This is a genomic window from Mycobacteroides salmoniphilum (assembly GCF_004924335.1).
GTDB lineage: Bacteria > Actinomycetota > Actinomycetes > Mycobacteriales > Mycobacteriaceae > Mycobacterium > Mycobacterium salmoniphilum.
The window spans coordinates 269,334-291,805 of the sequence record NZ_CP024633.1; the positions used below are offsets into that span (position 1 = coordinate 269,334).

General features: G+C 64.8%; 27 protein-coding genes. 16 read left to right on the top strand and 11 right to left on the bottom strand.

The genetic code is table 11. From position 1 onward, the window contains the following. The first annotated feature begins 15 nt into the window (after nt 1–15). Together DSM43276_RS01320 and recR are read left to right on the top strand one after the other, a co-directional pair. On the top strand, nt 16–360 hold the full coding sequence (locus DSM43276_RS01320) for a YbaB/EbfC family nucleoid-associated protein (RefSeq protein WP_078290051.1): 345 nt from the start codon (nt 16–18) through the stop codon (nt 358–360). After that, entirely contained in the window at nt 353–961 is a 609-nt protein-coding gene (gene recR, locus DSM43276_RS01325; RefSeq protein ID WP_078290052.1) for a recombination mediator RecR, read from the top strand. The genes DSM43276_RS01320 and recR overlap by 8 nt, the downstream gene beginning before the upstream one ends. A gap of 16 nt (nt 962–977) precedes the next feature. Here the strand turns inward: recR and DSM43276_RS01330 are convergent, their stop codons facing one another. From DSM43276_RS01330 to DSM43276_RS01350, 5 genes are all read right to left on the bottom strand, one after another. Continuing rightward, nucleotides 978–1,679 carry a hypothetical protein gene (locus DSM43276_RS01330; protein ID WP_078324339.1) on the bottom strand — a complete coding sequence of 234 codons (702 nt, stop codon included), beginning with the start codon at nt 1,677–1,679 and terminating at the stop codon, nt 978–980. Between the two features lie 18 nt (nt 1,680–1,697). Continuing rightward, the gene (locus DSM43276_RS23730; protein WP_109556203.1) at nt 1,698–2,300 is read right to left on the bottom strand and encodes a hypothetical protein; all 603 of its coding nucleotides are present in this window, start codon (nt 2,298–2,300) and stop codon (nt 1,698–1,700) included. A 252-nt stretch (nt 2,301–2,552) separates the two neighbouring features. After that, complete coding sequence (locus DSM43276_RS01340; protein WP_078330559.1) at nt 2,553–3,263, bottom strand: type 1 glutamine amidotransferase; 711 nt, start codon at nt 3,261–3,263, stop codon at nt 2,553–2,555. Next, on the bottom strand, nt 3,260–4,540 hold the full coding sequence (locus tag DSM43276_RS01345) for a Mur ligase family protein (RefSeq protein WP_109556201.1): 1,281 nt from the start codon (nt 4,538–4,540) through the stop codon (nt 3,260–3,262). Before DSM43276_RS01345 ends, DSM43276_RS01340 begins: the two co-directional genes overlap by 4 nt. A gap of 111 nt (nt 4,541–4,651) precedes the next feature. Beyond that, nucleotides 4,652–5,245, bottom strand: a complete 594-nt coding sequence (locus DSM43276_RS01350; protein ID WP_078330558.1) for a hypothetical protein — start codon at nt 5,243–5,245, stop codon at nt 4,652–4,654. A gap of 286 nt (nt 5,246–5,531) precedes the next feature. Here DSM43276_RS01350 and DSM43276_RS01355 point away from each other — a divergent pair, with 286 nt between their 5' ends. The 5 genes from DSM43276_RS01355 to DSM43276_RS01375 are packed head-to-tail and all read left to right on the top strand — an operon-like array spanning nt 5,532 to nt 10,441. Beyond that, nucleotides 5,532–5,978, top strand: coding sequence for a MarR family winged helix-turn-helix transcriptional regulator (locus DSM43276_RS01355; RefSeq protein ID WP_078330570.1), 447 nt, complete (start codon nt 5,532–5,534; stop codon nt 5,976–5,978). A 24-nt stretch (nt 5,979–6,002) separates the two neighbouring features. Then, on the top strand, nt 6,003–7,070 hold the full coding sequence (locus tag DSM43276_RS01360; protein WP_078330557.1) for a phosphotransferase family protein: 1,068 nt from the start codon (nt 6,003–6,005) through the stop codon (nt 7,068–7,070). Next, complete coding sequence (locus DSM43276_RS01365) at nt 7,067–8,257, top strand: acyl-CoA dehydrogenase family protein (RefSeq protein ID WP_078330556.1); 1,191 nt, start codon at nt 7,067–7,069, stop codon at nt 8,255–8,257. Before DSM43276_RS01360 ends, DSM43276_RS01365 begins: the two co-directional genes overlap by 4 nt. A gap of 49 nt (nt 8,258–8,306) precedes the next feature. Beyond that, nucleotides 8,307–9,290: a DEDDh family exonuclease gene (locus tag DSM43276_RS01370; RefSeq protein ID WP_078330555.1), complete on the top strand. Its 984-nt coding sequence runs from the start codon at nt 8,307–8,309 to the stop codon at nt 9,288–9,290. Continuing rightward, nucleotides 9,290–10,441, top strand: coding sequence for a serine hydrolase domain-containing protein (locus DSM43276_RS01375; protein WP_078330554.1), 1,152 nt, complete (start codon nt 9,290–9,292; stop codon nt 10,439–10,441). Before DSM43276_RS01370 ends, DSM43276_RS01375 begins: the two co-directional genes overlap by 1 nt. A gap of 7 nt (nt 10,442–10,448) precedes the next feature. Here DSM43276_RS01375 and rpsR read toward each other — a convergent pair whose 3' ends face one another. The 4 genes from rpsR to rpmB are packed head-to-tail and all read right to left on the bottom strand — an operon-like array spanning nt 10,449 to nt 11,401. Next, a complete protein-coding gene (gene rpsR / locus DSM43276_RS01380; RefSeq protein ID WP_078290059.1) occupies nt 10,449–10,694 on the bottom strand; it encodes a 30S ribosomal protein S18 in 246 nt (81 codons plus the stop codon). Continuing rightward, complete coding sequence (gene rpsN / locus DSM43276_RS01385) at nt 10,694–10,999, bottom strand: 30S ribosomal protein S14 (protein WP_078290060.1); 306 nt, start codon at nt 10,997–10,999, stop codon at nt 10,694–10,696. The genes rpsR and rpsN overlap by 1 nt, the downstream gene beginning before the upstream one ends. A gap of 1 nt (nt 11,000) precedes the next feature. Then, the gene (rpmG, locus tag DSM43276_RS01390) at nt 11,001–11,165 is read right to left on the bottom strand and encodes a 50S ribosomal protein L33 (RefSeq protein WP_005063154.1); all 165 of its coding nucleotides are present in this window, start codon (nt 11,163–11,165) and stop codon (nt 11,001–11,003) included. Continuing rightward, nucleotides 11,165–11,401 carry a 50S ribosomal protein L28 gene (rpmB, locus tag DSM43276_RS01395; protein ID WP_005083638.1) on the bottom strand — a complete coding sequence of 79 codons (237 nt, stop codon included), beginning with the start codon at nt 11,399–11,401 and terminating at the stop codon, nt 11,165–11,167. The genes rpmG and rpmB overlap by 1 nt, the downstream gene beginning before the upstream one ends. Before the next feature lie 121 nt (nt 11,402–11,522). Between rpmB and mrf the strand changes: the two genes are divergently transcribed. Together mrf and DSM43276_RS01405 are read left to right on the top strand one after the other, a co-directional pair. Continuing rightward, nucleotides 11,523–12,719, top strand: a complete 1,197-nt coding sequence (gene mrf, locus DSM43276_RS01400; protein ID WP_078330553.1) for a ribosome hibernation factor-recruiting GTPase MRF — start codon at nt 11,523–11,525, stop codon at nt 12,717–12,719. Beyond that, complete coding sequence (locus DSM43276_RS01405) at nt 12,719–12,961, top strand: type B 50S ribosomal protein L31 (protein ID WP_078330552.1); 243 nt, start codon at nt 12,719–12,721, stop codon at nt 12,959–12,961. Before mrf ends, DSM43276_RS01405 begins: the two co-directional genes overlap by 1 nt. Here DSM43276_RS01405 and leuA read toward each other — a convergent pair. Continuing rightward, nucleotides 12,958–14,790, bottom strand: coding sequence for a 2-isopropylmalate synthase (gene leuA, locus DSM43276_RS01410; RefSeq protein WP_078330551.1), 1,833 nt, complete (start codon nt 14,788–14,790; stop codon nt 12,958–12,960). The genes DSM43276_RS01405 and leuA overlap by 4 nt on opposite strands. 168 nt (nt 14,791–14,958) lie before the next feature. Between leuA and DSM43276_RS01420 the strand changes: the two genes are divergently transcribed. The 3 genes from DSM43276_RS01420 to DSM43276_RS01430 all read left to right on the top strand — a co-directional run bounded on the left by DSM43276_RS01420 (nt 14,959) and on the right by DSM43276_RS01430 (nt 17,710). Continuing rightward, nucleotides 14,959–16,017: a hypothetical protein gene (locus DSM43276_RS01420; protein WP_078330550.1), complete on the top strand. Its 1,059-nt coding sequence runs from the start codon at nt 14,959–14,961 to the stop codon at nt 16,015–16,017. A gap of 110 nt (nt 16,018–16,127) precedes the next feature. Continuing rightward, nucleotides 16,128–17,039, top strand: coding sequence for a hypothetical protein (locus DSM43276_RS01425; protein WP_078330569.1), 912 nt, complete (start codon nt 16,128–16,130; stop codon nt 17,037–17,039). A 26-nt stretch (nt 17,040–17,065) separates the two neighbouring features. Continuing rightward, the gene (locus DSM43276_RS01430) at nt 17,066–17,710 is read left to right on the top strand and encodes a maleylpyruvate isomerase family mycothiol-dependent enzyme (RefSeq protein WP_078330549.1); all 645 of its coding nucleotides are present in this window, start codon (nt 17,066–17,068) and stop codon (nt 17,708–17,710) included. Here the strand turns inward: DSM43276_RS01430 and DSM43276_RS01435 are convergent. Beyond that, complete coding sequence (locus tag DSM43276_RS01435; RefSeq protein WP_078330548.1) at nt 17,707–18,309, bottom strand: nitroreductase family protein; 603 nt, start codon at nt 18,307–18,309, stop codon at nt 17,707–17,709. The genes DSM43276_RS01430 and DSM43276_RS01435 overlap by 4 nt on opposite strands. A gap of 86 nt (nt 18,310–18,395) precedes the next feature. Between DSM43276_RS01435 and DSM43276_RS01440 the strand changes: the two genes are divergently transcribed. The 4 genes from DSM43276_RS01440 to DSM43276_RS01455 all read left to right on the top strand — a co-directional run bounded on the left by DSM43276_RS01440 (nt 18,396) and on the right by DSM43276_RS01455 (nt 22,463). Continuing rightward, nucleotides 18,396–19,661 (top strand): aspartate kinase, encoded by a 1,266-nt coding sequence (locus DSM43276_RS01440; protein ID WP_078330547.1) that lies wholly within the window; start codon nt 18,396–18,398, stop codon nt 19,659–19,661. Nucleotides 19,662–19,689: 28 nt separating this feature from the next. Then, nucleotides 19,690–20,727, top strand: coding sequence for an aspartate-semialdehyde dehydrogenase (locus tag DSM43276_RS01445; protein ID WP_078330546.1), 1,038 nt, complete (start codon nt 19,690–19,692; stop codon nt 20,725–20,727). A gap of 93 nt (nt 20,728–20,820) precedes the next feature. Then, on the top strand, nt 20,821–21,228 hold the full coding sequence (locus DSM43276_RS01450) for a hypothetical protein (protein ID WP_078330545.1): 408 nt from the start codon (nt 20,821–20,823) through the stop codon (nt 21,226–21,228). Nucleotides 21,229–21,449: 221 nt separating this feature from the next. After that, the gene (locus DSM43276_RS01455; protein ID WP_078330544.1) at nt 21,450–22,463 is read left to right on the top strand and encodes a DUF4185 domain-containing protein; all 1,014 of its coding nucleotides are present in this window, start codon (nt 21,450–21,452) and stop codon (nt 22,461–22,463) included. The last annotated feature ends 9 nt before the right edge of the window (nt 22,464–22,472 follow it).

Sequence of the window (22,472 nt, forward strand, 5' to 3'; positions counted from 1 at the left end):
CGTTTAAGGAGACACATGCAACCCGGAGGCGCCCCGGATATGTCCGCCCTGCTCGCGCAGGCACAGCAGATGCAGCAGCAGCTGATGGCTGCCCAGGCGCAGATCGCGGCGGCCGAGGTCACCGGGGAGTCCGGTGGCGGCCTGGTGCGGATCACCGGCAAGGGCACTGGCGAAGTGACCAGCGTGCAGATTGACCCGAAGATCGTCGATCCCGAAGATATCGAGACGCTGCAGGATCTGGTCATCGGCGCGCTCGCCGATCTGACCGCGAAGACGCAGGAACTCGCGAGCCAGCGGTTGGGCCCGCTCGCCGGCGGCCTCGGTGATCTTGGTGGAGGGCTGGGATTGCCCGGTGTTTGAGGGGCCGGTCCAGGACCTCATTGACGAGCTGGGCAAGCTGCCCGGCGTAGGACCCAAGAGCGCGCAGCGCATCGCCTTCCATCTGTTGGGTATCGAGGCGCCGGATATCGATCGACTGACCGCAGCGCTGACGCGGGTGCGCGATGGCGTTCAGTTCTGTGAGGTCTGCGGGAACGTCTCCGATAAGGAACGCTGCCGTATCTGCTCGGATCCACGACGCGATCTCGCACTGGTTTGTGTGGTCGAGGAGCCCAAGGATGTCCAGGCGGTCGAGCGCACCCGAGAATTCCGCGGTCGTTATCACGTGCTCGGTGGCGCGCTGGACCCACTCTCGGGTGTCGGCCCCGATCAGCTGCGTATCCGGGAACTGTTGACGCGCATAGGAACCGAAGAAGACGGGGTCTCTATCTCGGAGGTCATCATCGCCACCGATCCGAACACCGAAGGTGAGGCGACGGCCACCTACCTGGTGCGGATGCTGCGCGATTTCCCCGGGCTGAGCGTCACCCGGTTGGCGTCCGGCCTGCCGATGGGCGGGGACCTGGAATTCGCCGACGAGCTGACCCTGGGGCGCGCCCTCTCCGGCCGCCGCCCCCTCTGACTTCGCTTTCCGGCGCTCAGGGGACGATGAGAAACTGCGCTTGACCAGGGTTGCCCTGCGCTCCCGACACCGTCACCGAAGTCCCCGGATCGCCGGGTGAGCCCGGATTGGGTTGAGGTCCTGGCCCGCTGCAGTCTGAGGAGGACGAGAACACGCCGGTCGTCGCGCCATTGGCGCCCACTGATCCGCCAGGCCCGCTGCCGCCGCCGATCCCGCCATTGCCACCGGTGCCCGGCGACACATCCATCGGATGAGTGCCCAGGGACAGGTCGTGTTGGCATTTGACGAGAATGACGCCGCCATTGCCGCCGGGGCCGGCGAAATTTCCATCTCCGCCGCGGCCCCCGGTGCCGCCATTGCCGCCAGTTCTACCGAATTCGCAGTCGTCTCCGTCGCCGCCTTTGCCTCCGGTGCCACCGGTTCCGCCCACGCCACCGACTCCGCCGTTCCCGCCGCGGCCGCCCTTGGCTTGAAGCGATACGCCGTCCATGAAGGTCTCTACCTCGAAGTCGATCACGCCGCCGTGGCCGCCTGGACCGCCCGGACCACCGGCCACACCGTTGCCGCCGGTCCCGCCGGTCCCGCCGCGGGTGGCGCAGTCGTCGTCAATCCAATTGCAGTTCGCCATGGCCCCTGCCGCGCCCGTGGGCCCTTGGGGCCCCTGCGCTCCTGTTGCTCCGGCATCGCCGTTTGGGCCATTGCTGATGATGTTCGCCATGGTTGTTACTCCTTCTGTCTATGCTAGGTTGCCGCGGACGGATGTCGCGCGAATCTTGATGTAGCTGGAGGTGACAACGAGTCGCCCCCCGGAATGGATTCGGATATCGTTGGCCCACAGGCTCTTCGCCTTCGATCCCAACGTCAGCGTGGCGTTCCTACCGATCTCGATGTCTTTGAACAGCACGACTACCAGCGGTATTCGGGTGACGTGTGTGGCGAACCGTTGGGCGAATGAATGGGTGATCTTCGCCTCCAGGCTGTCGGCCTCCAGGGGTACCCCAAGTGCATCGCCAACTGCGCGTGACAGATTCGTATGCGTCACCGGTCGGATTTCGCGATAGAGCCGGCCGAGCCGTGCTGGGTAGCTCGCCCGTCCATCGCTCTTGCCCGCACACGGTGCGCAGCACGAATCTTCGGCGTCGGGGTGTTCGGTGACAGCTTCGGCCATGCGGCGGGCGATCTCGTGTGCCGCGATGTCGTCGGCCGCTATGGCTTGGCGTGCGGTGCGCTCCTCCAAACGCTCAGGGACCAGGTGTAGCGCCTGAAGGTCGTCGAACCCGACGATTTCCAGGCGGTGTGTCACCTCCGCCCATTCGCGGTCGCCAGGCTCGACGTTCACCAACTTCTCTTCTGGCACAGTAAGACTGCGCCGCTCGGCCTTTAAGAACCGTGCTACAGATTCACTTGTCACAATCGCTCCTTTGGGCGTTCGGCATGTACCTTGAATGCCCACGGAACGTATTGCGCGTGCGGCCGGGCCTACGTGAGTAATCGACTACTCGAATTCACGATCCGGCGCGCGGCGCGCGGCGCGCGGCGCACTAGCAGGCCGAGTTGGCCGCGAAACGGCACAGGTGAGTGTGTTCGCCGCTTAAGGCTTGAGTCGTTCCTTGCGCAGCCGCGCTACCTCATCCAGATTCAGCGCGGTCAGCTGCGGCACACCCATGGCACGAGCGAGTAGCAGGTCGGCCAGCTCGGGATTGCGCGCCAGGCACGGACCGTGCATGTAGGTGGCGATCACGCTGCCTTGCACCACACCGTCGGTGCCGTCGCCGGCACGGTTCCCCGCGCCGCGGGCAACCCTGGACAATGGTGCCGCCGCAGGTCCCAAAACCGTTCCCCCGCGGTGATTTTCGAACCCGGTGAGCGTGTCTTCGAGCTCATCCATGATGGGCACGCCGGCTAATTCGCCGATGGTGCGCTTGTCTTGCGGGCTGGTGGTGACATCGAGCAGACCGACGCCTTCGACTCGCTCACCGGATGACGTTTCGTACCAATGCCCGAGCACCTGGATGGCCGCGCAGATGGCCAGCACCGGTGCACCGCGTTCGGCGGCGCGCTGCAATCCCGGATGCGCGATGAGATGGCGGGTGGCGAGCCGCTGGGCGTAATCCTCTGCCCCGCCCAGCGTGTACACGTCCAGCGAGTCGGGGACGGGGTCGGCCAGGGTGATCTCCACGATCTCGGCGTCGATGCCGCGCATCCGTAGCCGTTGCCGGAGCACCACGGCATTGCCCGAATCGCCGTAGGTGCCCATGACGTCGGGAAGTACCAGCCCGACTCGTACCGTGGATTCGCTCATGCCGCACCACCTTTGGCCAGCGCACGATTGAGGTTGAGAAAGGCTGTGTAGTTGGCGATCACGTCGACCTTGCCGGGCGGACAGGCCTTGATGGCCTGTACCGGGTCGTGGTGCAGGGCGTGTGTGACGCTGGCGTACGTCAGGCGGACCGCCAGATCGGTGCCGCGCTCTCCGGATGCGACGACGGGCGGAACGGTGGTCTTGTCGTCGTCGGCGCGGTTATCGCATGCGAAATGTTCGAAGTTGACATCCCACAGCCAGGACAGGTCCTCACCATCGGGCACCTGTCCGTTGACCGCGATGACGAGCCCGTCGGCGTCGGTATCCACCATCGACAGTGCCTCCTGCCAGCCGGCCGGATTCTTGGCCAGCAGCAGCCGCACCGTGTGGTCGCCGAGCTCGATGCTCCGGTAGCGGCCCGCCACCTGATCGACGGCCGACACCGCGTCGACGGCCGGGCCGGGGCGGGCGCCGAGCTCGATCGCCACAGCGACCGCGAGCGTGGCGTTTCCGCGGTTGGCGGTACCGGGCAGTGTCAGAGACATCGGCAGGCTGATTCCGCTGGGCCCGTAGATGCGATCGTCGTCGAACCACCAGTCCGGATCGGGGCGGGAGAAGTCGGTTCCGGTGCTGTACCAATGGTTTCCGTCGCGGACAATGAGTTCTCCGCTGCGCGGACAGCTCACCGAGTCTCCGGCCCATCCGCCGCCTGCTGCCACCCAGATGACATGGGGGCTGTCATATGCGGCCGATGTCATGAGGACGTCATCACAGTTCGCCACGATGACCGCATCGCGGTGCCTGGACAACCCCTTGCGCAGGGTGCGCTCGATGTTGTTGATCTCGCCGACGCGGTCGAGCTGATCACGGCTGAGGTTGAGCAGCACGATGGCCGCCGGGTTGACGGCGTCCGCGACATGCGGCACGTGCATCTCGTCTACCTCGAGCACCGCGACCTCGGCCTCGCGGGCCCCGGCCAGCGCGGCAACCAGCCCGGCATCCATGTTGGAGCCTTCGGTGTTGGTGGCCACCGGTCCCACGGTCGCGAGCGCGGCGGTGGTCATCCGGGTGGTGGTGGACTTGCCGTTGGTGCCGGTGATCAGGACCGTGCGACGTCCGCGGCCCAACTGCGCCAGCACCGAGCTGTCCAACGTGAGCGCGACGAGCCCGCCGATCATGGACCCCGCGCCGCGACCACTGATCCGGGAGGCCCAGCGCGCTGAGCGTCCTGCGGCCAGTGCGATTCGGCCGCGCACGGACAGGTGGTCTTGGGTCACTCGGGGAGTTTATTGGAGGCCTCGCGAGGCGACGATGTCACCGTCGTCGAGGAAGCGTTCACTGCCCGTGCGGCCGGAGCAGATGGCCACACGGGCAGTGCTGAACGGCTCCTAGGCGACGGCGCTCTGTAGCGATCGCTTGACCTCGTTGACCGTGGTCAAGAGGGTGGCGCTGGCCTCGGCCAGCTTCTCCTTCTGCTCGTCGGTGCCGGTCACGGCGATAACGCGCGCCAGCCCGGCGATCTCGGTCAGGCCCGAGCGGAGCTTGAGAACGTTGACGAGCTTCGGGAAGAGCTTGGCTCGCAGTGCCTGCGCGGTCTGGCTGGTTATGCCCCGCTTCGCGAGGAGCTTGCGGCCGAACTCGGTCAGGGTGGCTACGCCGTCCTCGGTCTTGACGACGCCGCGATGAGCCAGCCGTTCGAGGACTCGCTCCACCACGGGCTCGGGAAGGGTGATCTCACCCTCGGTCGCATCCGAGACCCGCTGCACGATTTCTGTGGCACTGGCCGGCCCGTCAAGCAGCAGTGAGGCGGTGACCGCGCGCTTGATTCGAAGACCGAATCCGCCGGGTCCGCCAAATCCGGGTCCACCGAACCCTGGGCCGCCAAATCCGGGTCCACCGAAGCCAGGCCCGCCGAAACCGGGTCCACCGAAACCGCCGAAACCGGAGCCGGGACCTTCGAAGCCTGCAAATGAATCAGACATCTAACTCTCCTTTTCTGATGATCAGGCAGCTGACCTGTCGCCGACTGGACCTGTATCAACCTCCTTGATACAGGCGCCTCATGAGACGTGTCAAGGTTCTTGATATGAGTACGCTGAGAATTTCGCATGGGGCGGTAATCCATTGCACCGCAACGGCTCGCCCGCTTGGCCGCTGCCGGGCCCTCGTGCGCAGCCGACAAACGGGACGTGTCGGCCGGGCGCATTGCCCGTGTATGCCGAGTCAATGGGCGCGAGTCTGCGTGCGTCCTGGAAGGTTCATGCCAGGATGCTTGCGATGACTGAATCCGATGCGGCCGAGCCACTGGGGTACCTGATGTTCCGGGCTGGTGCCGTGATGCGCCCGCAGGTCCTTGCTGCGCTGCGGCCGCTCGGGCTCGGGATGCCGGAGTTCATGTGCTTGCGGATGCTCAACGAAAGCCCCGGGCGTACCAGTGCTGAGCTGGCACGCGAACACAATGTCTCGGCGCAGGCGATGAATCAGGTTCTCAACGGATTGCAGAACGTCTCGCTGGTGTCCCGGCCGACGGTGCCGGCGTCGGGGCGGGCCTTACCGGCCCGGGTTACTGCCAAGGGCAAGGCGTTACTCCAACGCGTGGAGTCGGCCATCTGGGCCGCGGAGGACGAGATGTTCGGCCGATTAAGTGTCGACGATCAGCGGGAACTCAGGCGAATACTGGGCCGGCTGATCGACGGTACCGGCGAAAACGAGTGAGCGTCCACCCAACCAACCAGCCGGTTGGGGTGCGCGGCTAGGGTAACGCGTGTGTTCCGCGCCACATCCGAGACGACGCCACAGGACTGGGCGGCCCTCTCGGCATGGGTGGCGCGGCAGGGGCACGCCCTCGACGCCTCGTCTGCGCGACAATTCGCCGGCGGTAAGGCCAATCTCAACTATCTGGTGACACTCGACGGCCAGCCGGCCGTGTTCCGCCGCCCGCCCGCAGGCCCGATTGCCGAGGGCGCCAACGATATGGCCCGTGAATGGCGGGTGCTCTCGCGGTTGAACGCGGGCTTCACACTCGCTCCGCGGGGGCTGCTGTACTGCGACGAACTCGGTGTCCTCGGCGCCCCCTTCCAGTTTCTGGAGTACCGGGAGGGCCTGGTTATCGGCGGGGAGATGCCGCCGGGTCTGCCTGATGACGCTCCGGTCCGGCTCACCTCCACCCTGATCGAAGCCATGACGTCTCTGCACCGCGTGGCACCAGAGGCCGTGGGATTGGCCGACCTCGGCAAGCCCGATGGCCTGCTGGAGCGTCAGTTCACCGGCTGGACACGCCGGGCCCACGCCGTCTGGCCCGAGGGCCTGCCCGGGGTCGTCACGAATCTGACCTCACAGCTGGAACGGCAGATTCCCGAGCCCGCGGGAGTCTCGCTGCTGCACATGGACCTCAAGCTGGACAACATGCTCGTCGATCGGGAAACGTTGTCTCCCAAAGCTATTATCGACTGGGATATGACCACCCGTGGCTGCCCACTGTTCGATCTGGCGATCCTGGTGTCGTACTGGATGGAGCCGGGCGACCCGGCGGCCGTGCGTGCTGTCCATCAGATGCCCACCACAACATCAGGATTCGGAAGTCGCCGGGACGTTATCGATGCCTACTTCGCCGCGGCCGGAACGCGGCCGCGCCCGTTGCACTGGCATGTGGCGTGCGCGCGGCTTCGATTGGCCGTCGCCTGGATGCAGCTGTACCGCAAGTGGCAGTCCGGCGATCTCATCGGTGCCGGATACGCAGATTTCGAGAACATCGCCATGTCCGTCCTTGACTGGGCGGCAACACAATTCACCGAGGGAGAGATATGATCGACTTCAGCATTCCGGAAGAGCTGGCCGCGAAGGCGCAGCGGGTGCGCGAGTTCGTCACCGAGACCGTGATTCCCTACGAGCGCGACCCCCGTCTGACCGCGCACGGGCCCACCGACGAGCTGCGGAACGAGCTCGTCGGCAAGGCTCGCGACGCCGGGCTGCTGACCGTGCAGGCGCCGGAATCCTATGGAGGTTGGGGTCTTTCGCATATCGGCCAGGCGGTGATCTTCGAGGCAGCGGGCTGGTCCACCCTGGGCCCCCTCGCCATGAACTGCGCCGCGCCCGACGAAGGCAACATGTTCCTGCTCGGCAAGATCACCAACGAAGAGCAGTCCGAAAAATTCCTGCGCCCCGTCATTGAGGGACACCAGCGCTCGGTGTTTGCGATGACCGAGCCCGACGGAGCGGGCTCGGACCCGTCGCAGCTCAAGACCTCGGCCACCTTCGACGGCCGGAACTTCGTCATCAACGGACGCAAGTGGCTCATCACCGGCGCGCGCGGGGCCAAGACCTGGATCATCATGGCCAATCTGGAGGCCAACGATCACCTGCCCGAGGGTCCCACGCTGTTCCTCTGTGACGGCGACCCCGGAGGCCGGGGAGAAATCGTGATCGAACGCATCATGAACACGATGGACCGCAACTACGCCGAGGGGCATGCGGTCGTGCGGTTCGACAATCTGACCCTGCCGCGTGAGGCGCTGCTCGGCGAGACCGGCCAGGCCTTCCGGTACGCGCAGCTGCGTTTGGCTCCGGCCAGGTTGACGCACTGTATGCGGTGGCTCGGCGCTGCGGCCCGCGCTCAGGACATCGCGGTCGACTACGCGCGCACCCGGACCTCGTTCGGCAAGACCATCGGTGAGCACCAGGGCGTTTCCTTCATGCTCGCCGACAACGAGATTGCGCTGCATCAATGCCGCCTCACCATCTGGCACGCCTGCTGGATGATGGATAACGGTGCCAAGGGCCGGCACGAAAGCTCGATGGCCAAGTCATTTGTGTCCGAGGAGCTGTTCAAGGTCACCGACCGGTGCGTGCAGGTGCTCGGTGGTATCGGTATCAGCGACGAGACGCCGGTGGAGATGATTTTCCGCGATATGCGCGCCTTCCGCCTGTACGACGGCCCCACCGAGGTGCACAAGTACGCGATTGGGCGACAGGTACTTCGGACCCCGCGTGCCTAGGGCGGCGCGCCGGGACCGATGTTGTCGGTCCCACATGCCATCCTGAGTCATGCCGATCTGGGGGCAGACGCCCGACCACAGCCCCAAGTGGGTGGTCGTTGACCTGGAGACTTCCGGCTTTCAGCCAGGTCGGGCACGTGTCATCAGTGTCGCGGCGTTGGCGCTGGATGCCGACGGGACCATCACCGACAGCGTGGTGAGTCTGCTCAACCCGGGTGTTGATCCGGGCCCGACGCATGTGCACGGCCTCACTCCGGAAATGCTGGAGGGACAGCCCGAGTTCGCCGATGTCGTCCCCGATCTCATCGCGCTGCTGCGGGGCCGGACACTGGTTGCTCACAATGTCGGGTTCGACTACTCGTTCCTCGCGGCAGAGGCAGAACTGGCCGGCGCCGAGCTGCCTACCGAGGCGGTGATGTGCACGGTCGAGCTGACCCGGCGTCTCGACCTGGAAACGCCGAACCTGCGCCTGGAAACCCTTGCCGCGCATTGGGGCGTCGAACAGCTCAAGGCTCACGACGCCTATGACGACGCCCGGGTGCTTGCCGAGGTGCTACCGAAGGTGCTTGATCGAGCGCGGGAACGCGGAACCTGGCTTCCCATCCGCGAGACCACCCGTAAGCGCTGGCCCAACGGCCGTGTGACACACGACGAGCTGCGCTCGCTCAAGACCGTGGCATCGCGTCAGCCGTGTCACTGGCTCAATCCCGGCCCGTTCATCGCGGGTCAGCCTCTGGTGCAGGGCATGCGGGTGGCCTTGAGTTCCGAGGTCGCTCGCACCCACGAGGAGCTGGTCGAGCAGATCATGCAGGCTGGCCTCGCTTATGCCGATACGGTCGACGAGGACACCTCGGTAGTGATCTGCAACCAGCCAAACCCTGAGCAGGGTAAGGGATTTCATGCACGATCGCTCGGTGTGCCGTTGCTGGATGACCAGACCTTCATGACCGAAGTGCGGCGCGTTGCCGGCGGTACCGACATTGAGCAGTTCTCGGTTCCCAGCCGCGCCGGAGCGCAGTATTCGCTGTTCTGATGCGCCGCATCCTCTGTGTGGTACTCGCGCTGACGCTGCTCGTCGGTGGGTGTGCGACCCGCTCGCGCATTGCCGTCACAGATCTAGACGCTCAGACATCGGCCCGGCTCGACACCGCCATCAACGAGGTGCTGTCGAGCGCCTCTGTCCCCGGCGCGATCGTCGGTGTGTGGGGCCCCAGGGGTCAGTATGTGCGGACGTTTGGAGTCGCGAACACCGCGACCCGTGCGCCGATGCGCCCCGACTTTTATCACCGAATCGGCAGTGTGACAAAGACGTTCACGGTGACTGCGGTGTTGCAGCTTGTCGATGAGGGCAAACTGGGACTCGACGATCCGATTGCCAAGTATGTGGGCGGGGTTCCGGGTGGAGACAAGATCACCCTGCGTGAGCTCGCCCGGATGCAGAGCGGACTGTTCAACTATTCGATGTCCCTAGCCTTCAACCGCGACTTGGAGGCCGATCCGAGGCGCCGCTACAGCACCCGACAACTGCTCGATTACGCCTTCACTCAGCCGCCGAATTTCCCGCCGGGGCAGGGCTATGAATACAGCAACACCAATGCGGTGCTATTGGGGCAAGTGGTGGAGAAGGTCAGTGGACAGAAGTTGCCCGAGTTTGTGCGTGAGCACATCGCCGAGCCGCTGGGCTTGAGTCACACCAGTTTTCCGGACACCAACACCATTCCCGATCCGCACGCGCAGGGTTACACGCAGCTGACGCCGACCGGGCCGCTTATCGATAGCACCGACTGGAGCCCATCCTGGGCGTCATGGGCGGGAGCGATGATCTCGACGCTCGAAGATCTCAGGATCTGGGTGCCCGCTCTGGCGACCGGCAGGCTCCTCACGCCGGCGACCCAGGAGCAGCGCCTGCAGACCGTGGCGATGCCCCCCGTCCCCGACGATATCCGTTATGGCTTGGGGATCTTCGAGGCGCGGGGGTGGATCGGCCACAACGGCAGCATCCCCGGCTTCCAGACACTGGCCATCTACTCGCCGGCCGAGCAGACCACGGTAGTGGCGCTGCTCAACACCGATGTGGCCAAACAACCCGCGCAGCCCAGCACATTGTTCGGCACGGCGATCACCAAGGTGATCAGCCCGGAGCACGTCTTCTTGTTGGAGAACGCGATTCCGCAGCCGCGCTGACTCGGCGTCAGGCGTAGGGCAGTAGCGCCATCTCGCGCGCGTTCTTGATCGCGGTGGCAACCTGGCGCTGCTGTTGCACGGTCAAACCGGTCACCCGACGGGCCCGGATCTTGCCGCGCTCGGAGATGAACAGTCGCAGGGTGTTGGTGTCCTTGTAGTCGACCGATGAAAGACCCAATTTGGCAAAGAGATTCGGCTTGGGCTTGGTATCGGCGACCTTGACGCGACGATTGCGAGGTGTCTTGGTAGCCATCACCAGCTCGCTTTCCGGACACCGGGCAGCGACCCGTCGTGCACGAGTGCACGAACCCGCACCCGGGACAGCCCGAACTTGCGCAGGTAACCGCGGGGCCGGCCGTCTACCGCATCGCGATTGCGCAGCCGTACCGCGCTGGCGTCGCGCGGCTGGCGGGCCAGCTCGGCCTGTGCGGCCAGACGTTGCTCCTGGCTGCTCGATGGTTGGCGGATGATCTCCTTGAGCTCTGCGCGTCGCTCGGCATAACGCTCGACGATGACGCGCCGCTGCTCGTTCTTGGCGATCTTGGATTTCTTGGCCATCTCAGCGCTCCTCTCGGAAGTCCACGTGCTTGCGCACCACGGGGTCGTACTTGCGCAGGACCATCCGGTCTGGGTCGTTGCGCCTGTTCTTACGGGTCACGTACGTGTATCCGGTACCCGCGGTGGATCGCAGTTTCACGATGGGCCGGATCTCATTGCGCGCCATCAGAACTTCCGCCCTTGCGCGCGTAGCCGTGCCACCACGGCCTCGATGCCGTCGCGGTCGATCACCTTGATGCCCTTGGTGCTCACCCGGAGCTTGATGCGCCGGTCCTCTGAGGGCAGGTAATACGTCTTGAGCTGGATATTGGGTGACCAGCGGCGACGGGTACGGCGGTGCGAATGCGATACCGCGTTACCGAAGCCCGGTGACCGTCCGGTCACCTCGCAATGCGCGGACAACGGACCTCCATTCATGCCCATTTGATAATGGGAATCGTTTTCGACAAGTACTGATCTGGACTGTACCGTGAAGCCCGTAGTAATGAAAATCGTTTCCAATAGGCCCCAAGAGGGAGAAGTCATGCGCACGCCGGTGCTACTCGTATCCGGACAGGCCGATACCGATGCGGTCGTGGATGTCTTAGCGCGCGACCCGGGAACAGTCGTCGTCACGCACCGGTTTGACGGGCATATCGTCAAGCGGTCCGTCGTATCGGGCGGTGGAGTCCGGGAGCCTCAGGTCGCCGTTCTGGAACTGGCCCACGGCTGTGTCTCCTGCACCGTCCGTGACGATCTGCTCGTGCTGCTGCGCACGCTGCATCGCCGCGAAGACGTGGGGCGGATCGTTCTGCATCTGGAGCCATGGTTGGAAGCCGATCCGATCTGTTGGGCGATCAATACGGTGCCCGTTCGCATGGGGCCGGGGTACATCGATGGACCGGCGGCGCGCGATGTGAAAATTGCCGGGGTGGTCTCCTGCGTCGACACCGCGAACTGGCTGGAGCAGGCGCTCGGTGACGACGAGCTCAACGACGGCCGGACGGTGGCCCAGGTGGTGATCGGTCAGGCGGAGTTCGCCGACGTCCTGGTGGTGCGCAATCCCGAACCCGAGGTGCTCTCGGTGCTGCGGCGCCTGGCGCCGCGCGCACGCATCACCGCCCGCATCGGCCGAGTCGAACAGGCCCTCGACCATCTGGAGGACGATGCGCGATGTGGCCAGGCAGACGACCCGCATGGTGCGCTGCTCGCGGGACAGCCCTCCCTGGCCGTTGACGGCCGGATCGGGCTGGTGGAGTTCAATGCGCGCAGGCCATTTCACCCGGAAAGGCTGCATGCCGCGATCGACCTACTGCTCGACGGCGTGATCCGTACCCGGGGCCGGTTGTGGCTGGCGACCCAGGACCGGCAGGCGATGTGGCTGGAATCCGCGGGTGGCGGACTCCGGGTGTCTGCGGCCGGAAAATGGTTAGCGGCAATGGATTCGGTCGAGGCACGGCAGACCGATCCGGAGCGGAGGGCATTCGCCGACCTCATGTGGGATTACCGGTTCGGGGACCGGCACACCGCGATGACGGTGCTGGTGTGCGGTGCCGAGAGCGCCGAGGTGCTGGACGCTTTACGCGGTGCGCTGCTCACCGATGATGAAATGGCAAGCCCCGCAAGCTGGGAAGAGTTCAACGATCCGTTCGGCGATTGGCATGAGGACCCGTGCGAGCACGTGTCCGAGTTTGAGGATTTCCTCTCCTACGGCGAATACAACACAGAAGGGAACCACTGATGAAACCCGGAGCACACCCCGACTATCACCCCGTCGTCTTCCAGGACACCACCACCGGAAAGATGTTCCTGACCCGCTCGACGGCCACAAGCAGCCGCACCGTCGAGTTCGAGGGGCAGGAGTATCCGCTGATCACCGCCGAGGTGACGGCGGACTCCCATCCCTTCTGGACCGGAGACCGGCGGATCGTCGATACCGCCGGCCAGGTCGAGAAGTTCCGCAGGCGCTACGGGACCCGCTAGGTACGAGCAGCGCGGTTGACCGCCGACACCACTGCCCGCAGTGAGGCGGTGGTGATCGACGGCGCTATACCGACACCCCATACCGTCTGTGCCTCACCGCCATCGGGGCCGGCAACCATGGCCTCCACATAGGCGGCGGCCTGCGCGTCATCTCCTGCACTCATGGCGTGCTCGGAGTAGTCCAAGACGTTGACGGCGTAGCCCACCGTGGACAGCGCGTCCACGAAGGAGGCCAGCGGGCCGTTGCCGGTGCCGTTGACTTCGGTTTCCTTGCCGTCGATCTTCACCACGGCGGCAATGGAATCCGTGCCGCCGTCCTCCTCGGAGGCGGTCACCTTCTGGCGGATCCGCTCCAACGGGATGATCGGTGCCAGGTACTCCTCGGCGAAGACGTCCCAGATCTCCTTGGGATTCACCTCGCCGCCCTCGCCGTCGGTGATCCGCTGGATCGACTGTGCGAATTCGATCTGCAGGCGGCGCGGCAGCACCAGTCCATGATCGGACTTCATGATGTAGGCGACGCCGCCCTTGCCGGACTGCGAGTTGACCCGGATCACGGCCTCGTAGTTGCGGCCGACGTCCTTGGGGTCGATGGGCAGGTACGGCACCTGCCACAGGATGTCGTCGACGTCGGAATCCGCCTCGTCCGCATCGCGTTTCATTTGATCCAGGCCCTTGTTGATGGCGTCTTGGTGGCTGCCGGAGAAGGCGGTGTAGACCAGGTCGCCACCGTAGGGGTGCCGCTCGGGGACCTTCAGCTGGTTGCAGTACTCGACCGTGTGCCGAATCTCGTCGATGTTCGAGAAGTCGATCTGGGGATCCACGCCGCGGCTGAACAGATTCAGACCCAGCGTCACCAGGCATACGTTTCCGGTGCGCTCACCGTTGCCGAACAGACAGCCCTCGATGCGGTCGGCACCCGCCTGGTATCCCAATTCTGCTGCGGCGACCGCTGTTCCGCGGTCATTGTGCGGGTGCAGGCTCAGGATCACCGAGTCGCGCCGAGCCAGATTACGGCTCATCCACTCGATGGAATCGGCGTACACATTCGGGGTTGTCATCTCAACCGTCGACGGCAGATTGAAGATGATCGGGTTTTCCGGTGTCGGCTCGATGATGTCGCCGACGGCGTTGCACACCTCCAGTGCGTATTGCAGCTCGGTGCCGGTGTACGACTCGGGGGAGTACTGGAAACGCCAATGCGTATCGGGGTATTTGGCCGCTTCCTCAACGCACTTGCGGGCGCCATCGGTGGCGATCTTCTTGATCGTGTCCTTCTCGCCCCGGAACACCACGCGCCGCTGCAGGATCGACGTCGAGTTGTAGAAGTGCACGATCACCTTCGACGCGCCCTCGCAGGCCAGGAACGTCCGCTCAATCAGTTCCGGGCGACACTGTGTCAGCACCTGAACGGTCACATCCTCGGGGATGGCGTTCTCGCTGATCAGCTCGCGGATGAAATCGAAATCGGTCTGGCTCGCCGAGGGAAACCCGACCTCGATCTCCTTGAACCCCATCCGGATCTGCATATCGAACATCCGGCGCTTGCGAGCCGGGCTCATCGGATCAATCAAGGCCTGGTTGCCGTCGCGCAGGTCGACCGCTGCCCACTGCGGTGCGCGGGTGATCACCTTGTCCGGCCAGGTGCGGTTGAAGGGCGCAGTCGGTTCGCCCCCTGCAACTTCCGAGGCGAACGGACGGTATCGATGTACCGGCATCGAGCTGTTCTTCTGGGTGTTCCACGCCGGCTGGTCGGCCGGAATGGGTCCGTTCGGGGTGACGATGCTGCGGGGGGTGTAGTTGAACTCGTCTGAGGAAAAGCTAGTCATGGGAAGGCTCCGGGAGTTTGAGGGGTATCTCGACCGGCACGCCAACAACCCGCGACAGGAAGCCGGTCTGGATCAGACCCTGTCGCGGCGTCGGAGGAGGAGCGCCCGCTGCATAGACGGGACTCTACCAGCCGCGCGAACCCCGATCATCTGGCACGATCGCAGAGCATGTGGCTACGGAGGGGGGCGGCGGCGCTGGCGATTCTGCTGGTGGCCACCGGCTGCACGCGCACCGTTACCGGGCAGGCGCGAGGAGGCGAACCCGCGCCCGGGGCCGACTCATTCTTTCGGGGCGATCAGCCGGACTATGGCCAGAAGCTCACCGCGGGGGAGAAGGCCACGCTTACCTACGCGCGAGCGCTACGGCGCGTGGATCCCTGCGGCTTCGCGGCCAACCTGAAGGATTACGGAGACCCGGGACAGGTCGTCGGCGACTTTCAGATCTGTTATGCCAGCGTGAAGGTCACGGGTGATCCCAGCCTCACCGAGGTGTCCTATGAATACTCCATGCAGGACAAGCGCGATACCTCCGTGGCGTTCCAGGTGGGTTCTGTCCCGGTCTACGACACCGGGTCCGAGTGCGAGTATGAGGTCCCCCTCGGCCTGGAACGGCTCCCGGGAGCGCCCGCGAGTCCCACGCTGCAGGCCGTGTTGACGGTCAGCGCCTACCTCTACGGCTCGGACGAATACTCGGACCCGGACTGTCGAATTGCCAGGCAATTGGTGACAGCGATCGCCAAGGATCTCCCCACGGGGTTGCAGCCGCGTTCTGCGCTCAGTGCATATCCGATCAAACTCGCCGAACGTGATCCCTGCGAGATCCTGGGGGAGTATCCGGGAAAGGCCCGCGAGGTGTCCGTCGACCTGTTGGGGGATCCTTTCGGCTGCGACTTCGCGCTCTCGGATTCCGATATCGACTACTCGGTGGAGCTCACCAGCAGTGTCGACGACTTTCCCGATGAATACGTCGAATCTCATCGTGACGGTGTGACGTACTTCCACAACGAGGACACGAGCACTCCGACGGGATGTCACGCGCTGGCACTGGTTGGAGATCTGTTGTATCCCAAGGACGCCGGTGGCGGTGCGAGAAACACCGACGATTCCGAGGCGTACACCCCGGCGGTCGTCGCGAGTGGCTTCACCCGCAATGGGCGAACGAATTGCGGGCAGATGCGGGAGATCCTGGATAAGGCGGTGCGGCTATTCGCAAACTCCGCCCGGTAGCAGTGCTTCTCGTCACCATGCTGGCGATCGCGGGGTGTACGAATGTTGTGTCCGGTACCGCGACCGGAAGGCTACCGGCGCTCACTGGTCAGACCTTGTTCGCCGGTGATGTGCCGACATACGGCCAAACCTTCACGCAGAATCAGACCACTCTGCTGGCCTACCTACGGGCGCTGCGACGGGTAGATCCATGTGGTCTTTTGTTGATGCTCAAGGATATTGGCGCTCCCGAATATGTTTCGGGAGACATAGATGGCTGCTTCGGTTCGATCAAGGTGACGGGTACGGCGAACCCATCGAGCGTCGGCCTGTCACTGATGTTGGGCGACTATTCCCGTGAGAAGCCCGAATTCACGATCGGTGGAACGCCGGTGTTTCATACCGCGGGCACATGCCTATACGAATTTCCGATCGCATTGGACAAGCTCTCGGACGCTCCGAAGTTGAAGGGGGCCAAGGTGCCGGCGCTGCGCGCCGTGGTCGTCGATGGAATGCGGAGCGCACTGGCGTCGAATTGCAAAATGGCACGACCGGTCATCGGCGTACTGACTAAGCTGAACCCGGCCGACATGCCCGTACGCGATGCGCTGAGTGCGTACCCGATCAAGATCGCCGAACGTGATCCGTGTGAAATTCTCGGTGAGTATCCGGGCAAGGCGGACGACCTGAGGCCATCACTTTTCGGCGATCCGTTCTCTTGCCGATTCTCGTTGCAAGACAGCGACACTCAATTTGAGTTGTCCATCAGGACTGGTATCGATGCGCCGTCGAGGCTGCGGGAAGAAGTCCGCGACGGTATCGAGTACTTTCACGGCCAGGACGGCAGTATGTGCACCAGCATGGTACGTCTGGGCAAGCCGCTCTATGCCCGTGAGGTTCCGGGCGGTGCCATGCAGGAGAACAGCACCCCGGAGCGCATCTTCATCGAGGTGCTCAGCTTCTCGCTGAAGAACGCTGACTGTGCATCTACCCGCGCGATGATCGACAAGGCGGTAAGGATCTTCCGCGGTTCGTTCGACTGACGCGCGAGTCGGGACACAATGGCGATATGGACGGCGATATGGACACCGACGAGATCTGGCAGTTGATCGACACCGAGCGCGGGACGCTTGCCGATCAGTTGGCCCAGATCCCGGCCCAGGATTGGGACCGGCCGTCGTTGTGTGGACAGTGGCGCGTCCGGGACGTGGTCGGCCACATTCTCTTCGCGAGTGAGTACTCGCTGTCGCGCACCCTTGTGGATGTCATCCGGGCGCGCGGCGATCTGAATCGATTCATCGCCGCGACCGGAGTGCGGGAGGGGTCGGTGCCGCCCGCCGACCTGCTGGCGTCGGTGCGCGCCAGCGTGGGGTCCCGGCGAAAGCCGCCGGGCGTGCCGCCGATCGATCGGCTGATGGACCATCTGGTGCACGGTCAGGACATCGCGATACCGCTCGGATGGCAGCGGGGTATGCCTGTGCGGGCCGCCCGATTGGCGGCGGCGCGGGTGTGGGAACGCGACCACTTGTTCGCAGCCCGCAAGCGGTTTGCGGAGCACCGCCTGGTCGCGACCGATACTGACTGGTCGGTGGGGACCGGCGCCGCGGTCATCGAGGGGCCGGTGTCGGCTCTGCTACTCCTGATGGCAGGCCGTGGAGATGCGGTCCGAGATCAACTGAGCGGCGCGGGCGTCTCCTCGCTGCCCCTGAACTAGCCGGCCAAGCCGTTACCCCAGCGCTCGGTGAAGGCGATATCGCTGAGCGTGGGCCGCTGACGGGGGGCGTGATCGCGTTCGACGGTCGATTCGTCGGCGTCGGCGTAATCCTCGAGAACAGGTCCGATCGCGAGGACGGCGATGGGCCGCACATTCTCGGGGATATTGAACACAGCAGACGATTCCTCCACCCGGAAACCCGCCATCGGATGGGTGTGCAGACCGTGGGAACGTGCCTCCACACCCAGCTGGGCGATCGCCAGCCCGGCATCAACTGCCGCATACACGGCGGTGTTGTCGTCATCACCCAGGTCGGTGCTCACCAGGACGAGTGCTGCCGCAACTTTTGCGTAAGAGTTTCCCCGATTGAGCAGCTCAGTCAGCGCTTCGTAGGTGGCATCACCGCGCAGACCCACGATGTATCTGACGGGGAAGCGCTTACCCCAACTGGCGGCCCAGCGACCCGCTTCGAGCAGGGCCGTCAGGGTCTCGGGATCCAGGTTTGCACCAGGATCGAAATGCCGCGGACTCCAGCGCGAGGCGATCAGCGGCTGGATCGGAACCGAGGTGATGGCGGTACGTTCGGTCGGGTTGCCCATACGGGCCAGGTTATCGAGTTGTCGTAACCCCTTATCCTGATGACTGGATCTCCCCCGACCCTGGCCGAACAGCAGGAAGGTATGACGTGGCGCTCGTCGTCCAAAAGTACGGCGGATCGTCGGTCGCAACGGCCGAACGCATCCGCAGGGTGGCCGAACGCATCGTCGAGACGAAAAAGAACGGCAATGACGTCGTCGTAGTCGTCTCGGCCATGGGTGACACCACCGACGAGCTGCTTGACCTGGCCCAACAGGTCTGCCCGTCGCCGCCGCCTCGTGAGCTGGACATGCTGCTCACCGCGGGTGAGCGGATGTCCAACGCCCTCGTCGCGATGGCGATCCATTCGCTTGGTGCCTCGGCACGCTCGTTCACTGGCTCGCAGGCCGGCGTCATCACCACCGGTAGGCACGGCAGCGCCAAGATCATCGATGTCACCCCGGGCCGGTTGCGCTCCGCCCTGGACGAGGGCCAGGTGGTGCTGGTCGCCGGATTCCAGGGTGTGAGTCAGGACAGCAAGGACGTCACCACGCTGGGACGGGGCGGCTCCGACACCACCGCCGTCGCGCTGGCCGCGGCGCTCAAGGCCGATGTGTGCGAGATCTATACCGATGTCGACGGTGTGTTCACCGCCGATCCGCGGATAGTGCCGAATGCGGCCCGGCTCGACAAGGTCAGTTTCGAGGAAATGCTGGAGATGGCGGCGGCCGGAGCCAAGGTGCTCATGCTGCGCTGTGTGGAATACGCCCGGCGATACAACGTTCCGGTTCACGTGCGCTCGTCGTACACCGACAAGCCGGGCACGATCGTCAGCGGATCAATGGAGGACATTCCTGTGGAAGAAGCGATTCTCACCGGTGTCGCACACGATCGTGGTGAGGCCAAGGTCACGGTCGTCGGGATCCCCGACGTTCCGGGATATGCCGCCAAGGTCTTTCGTGCCGTGGCCGATGCCGAGATCAACATCGACATGGTGCTGCAGAACATCTCCAAGGTCGAGGACGGCAAGACCGACATCACCTTCACCTGCCCCAAGGAGAACGGACCCACCGCGGTCGAGAAGCTGGACTCGCTGAAGAACGAGATCGGGTTCTCGCAGGTGCTCTACGACGATCACATTGGCAAGGTGTCGCTGGTTGGTGCGGGTATGCGCAGCCACCCGGGTGTCACGGCCAGCTTCTGCGAGGCGCTGGCCAAGGCCGGGGTCAACATCGAACTCATCTCCACATCGGAGATCCGGATCTCGGTGCTGGTCAAGGACACTGAACTCGATGCCGCCGTGCGGGCCATCCACGACGCCTTCGACCTCGGCGGCGAAGAGGAAGCCACCGTGTACGGAGGTACCGGACGATGAGGCGAGCGCAGCGACGGGAGATGTGGACATGACCGTCATCGGTGTTGTCGGCGCCACCGGCCAGGTCGGAGCCGTCATGCGAAAGCTACTGGAAGAGCGTGACTTCCCGGCTTCATCGGTGCGGTTCTTCGCATCGGCTCGCTCCGAGGGCAAGAAGCTGACCTTCCGCGGCCAGGAGATCGAGGTCGAGAACACCGAGACGGCCGATCCGTCCGGGTTGGACATCGCGCTCTTCTCCGCCGGCGCCACCATGTCGCGGGTGCAGGCGCCGCGGTTTGCCGAGGCGGGTGTCACCGTGATTGACAACTCCTCTGCCTGGCGCAAGGACCCGGATGTGCCGTTGGTGGTTTCGGAGGTCAACTTCGATCGCGATGTGCGCGGGGTGAAGCTGCCGAAGGGCATTATCGCTAACCCGAATTGCACCACCATGGCCGCGATGCCGGTGCTCAAGGTACTTCACGACGAGGCCGGCCTGCAGCGGCTGATTGTGTCGACCTACCAGGCAGTCTCGGGTAGCGGCCTGGCTGGTGTGGAGGAGTTGGCCACCCAGGTGCGCGCCGGTATCGACGCGAGTGAGCAGCTGGTGCATGACGGCTCCGCCGTCACCTTCCCGGACCCGGTGAAATACGTTGCGCCCATTGCCTTCAACGTGATCCCGCTGGCCGGCTCGCTGGTTGACGACGGCTCCGGCGAGACCGACGAGGATCAGAAGCTGCGCCACGAGAGCCGCAAGATCCTGGGCATCCCAGAGCTTTTGGTGAGCGGCACATGCGTACGGGTGCCGGTATTCACCGGACACTCGCTCTCGATCAACGCCGAATTTGAGCGTGAGCTGACTCCGGCACGTGCCACCGAGCTGCTCGGCGCGGCGGCGGGAGTCACCCTGGCCGATGTGCCCACACCGTTGGCTGCTGCCGGCGCCGACGACTCGCTGGTGGGCCGGATCCGTCAGGATCCGGGCGTGCCGGGTCATCGCGGTCTGGCGCTGTTCATTTCTGGAGACAACCTTCGCAAGGGTGCGGCGCTCAACACGATTCAGATCGCCGAATTGCTCGTCGCTAGCTAACGATGAGTGCTCGCGCGAAGAGCGTGGGCAATACACAGGAACTTCACGGGTTTTCCCTGGGCAACGGTCAGTCGGTTCGGCCATGCTCGGGGTATGACAACTCCAGACAATCCCGATACACCGACGAATCCGGTGTCTGTATCGCAGGCACCTACGCCCGCACCGCGTTCGGCGAGCAATACCCTGCTGGTGAAGATCGCCGCTGTCGTCGGCATCGTCGCAGGTGCCTTCGTGATCCTCGGTGTCACGTTCGGTCTCGGTGTGCTGGCCGGCTCGCAATGTGGGCATGGCGGACATGGTGGCCCGGGCGGGCCCGGCGAGCACGGTGGGCGGCACATGATGTTCGACCGCGGCGGGCAGCCGCCGATGTTTCCGCCCGGTGGGCCGGTCATCATCGAGCGCGGCCAGCCCTTCGGGCCGCCGGACGCCCCAGCGCGCCAGGATCGGCCCGGCCAGCCGCAACCGCCCGCACCATCCGCGACAACAGTGCCGCGGCCCTGATCTAAGTCCGTAGCGATCCAAGCCTCCGGCGCCACTGGCTACCCTGTGCAGGGATAGTCGGTGGCGCCGCGGCGTCGGATGGGAGAAGTGGCGTGCGGCGTGTCAGGGGCAGCACAGCCCGGCTGGCTGCGATTGCCCTGGTGATCCTCGAATTGGCTTGCCCCCCGGTCGCATTGGCCGATCCATCGCGACCTGCCCCGCCACCGCTGGATCCGGGCGAGGTGGTCCGGATTGGCCCCGTCGCGGGCACCGGCACTGCGACCTCTGACTACAACCTCGGTGCGACCGACCTGTGCGAGTTCATGGTCTTCACCGGCGGCATGCTGCAGATCTGCGGCGACAGCTTCGCGGGCCAGGGCGTGGGATACGGCGGCTGGTACTCGCCGGTGGCGCTGCGCGTCGACACGGAAACGGTGCCGAACGCATCGGGTGTGCGTCACTCCGGTGTCCTCGGCACCGACCGGCCGCTCCTGGAAGACCCGACACCGCCGGGCTTCTCTCAACTTCCCTCCGGCGTCATCGACATCAACGGGACCAACTGGCTGTTCATCGCCGTCACCAAGAACCTGATCCCGCAGTCGACACGGCTGGTGAAGCCCGATCCCTTCCGTGCCGGTTGGCCGACGGTGCCGGGATCGGTACGACCCGGTGATTACGCGGGCGGACAACAGACGCAGATCAGTGGCTACTACGACCCGCTGTGGACACCCGAGTCGCCGAAGGGCTGGGTGTACATCGTCAGCGATGCCTTCGATCGCTCGCGGCCCGCGGTCCTGTACCGGGCCAAGCCGGACACATTCACCGACCGTGCGACCTGGCAGGGCTGGGGTGCGGATGCGCGGGGGAAGTGGGCCTGGGGTACCGCCGTGACGCCGTTGTTCAACGATCACCTGGGCGAGCTCAGCATGAAGATGGTGGACGGGCAGGCGGTGCTGTCCTACTTCAACCAGACCACGGGCAACGTTGAGGTACGGGTTGCTGATAGCCCGACGCGACTCGGTGCGGTGCCCGCGACCACGGTGGTGAATGCCGGGGCCTGGCCGGCGATGGCGGACGAGCTTCCCGAGTCCTGGGACAACACCTTGGCGCAGCCGTATGGCGGATACATCGGGCCGGACTCCACGCTTGATCGCCTCAGCATCTACGTCAGCCAGTGGAATACCGACTCGCGCGATCACGCCCCCTATCGGGTGATCGAATTCGCGGTGAACCCGCTACTGGCCCCTGTGGGCTAACTAACACTC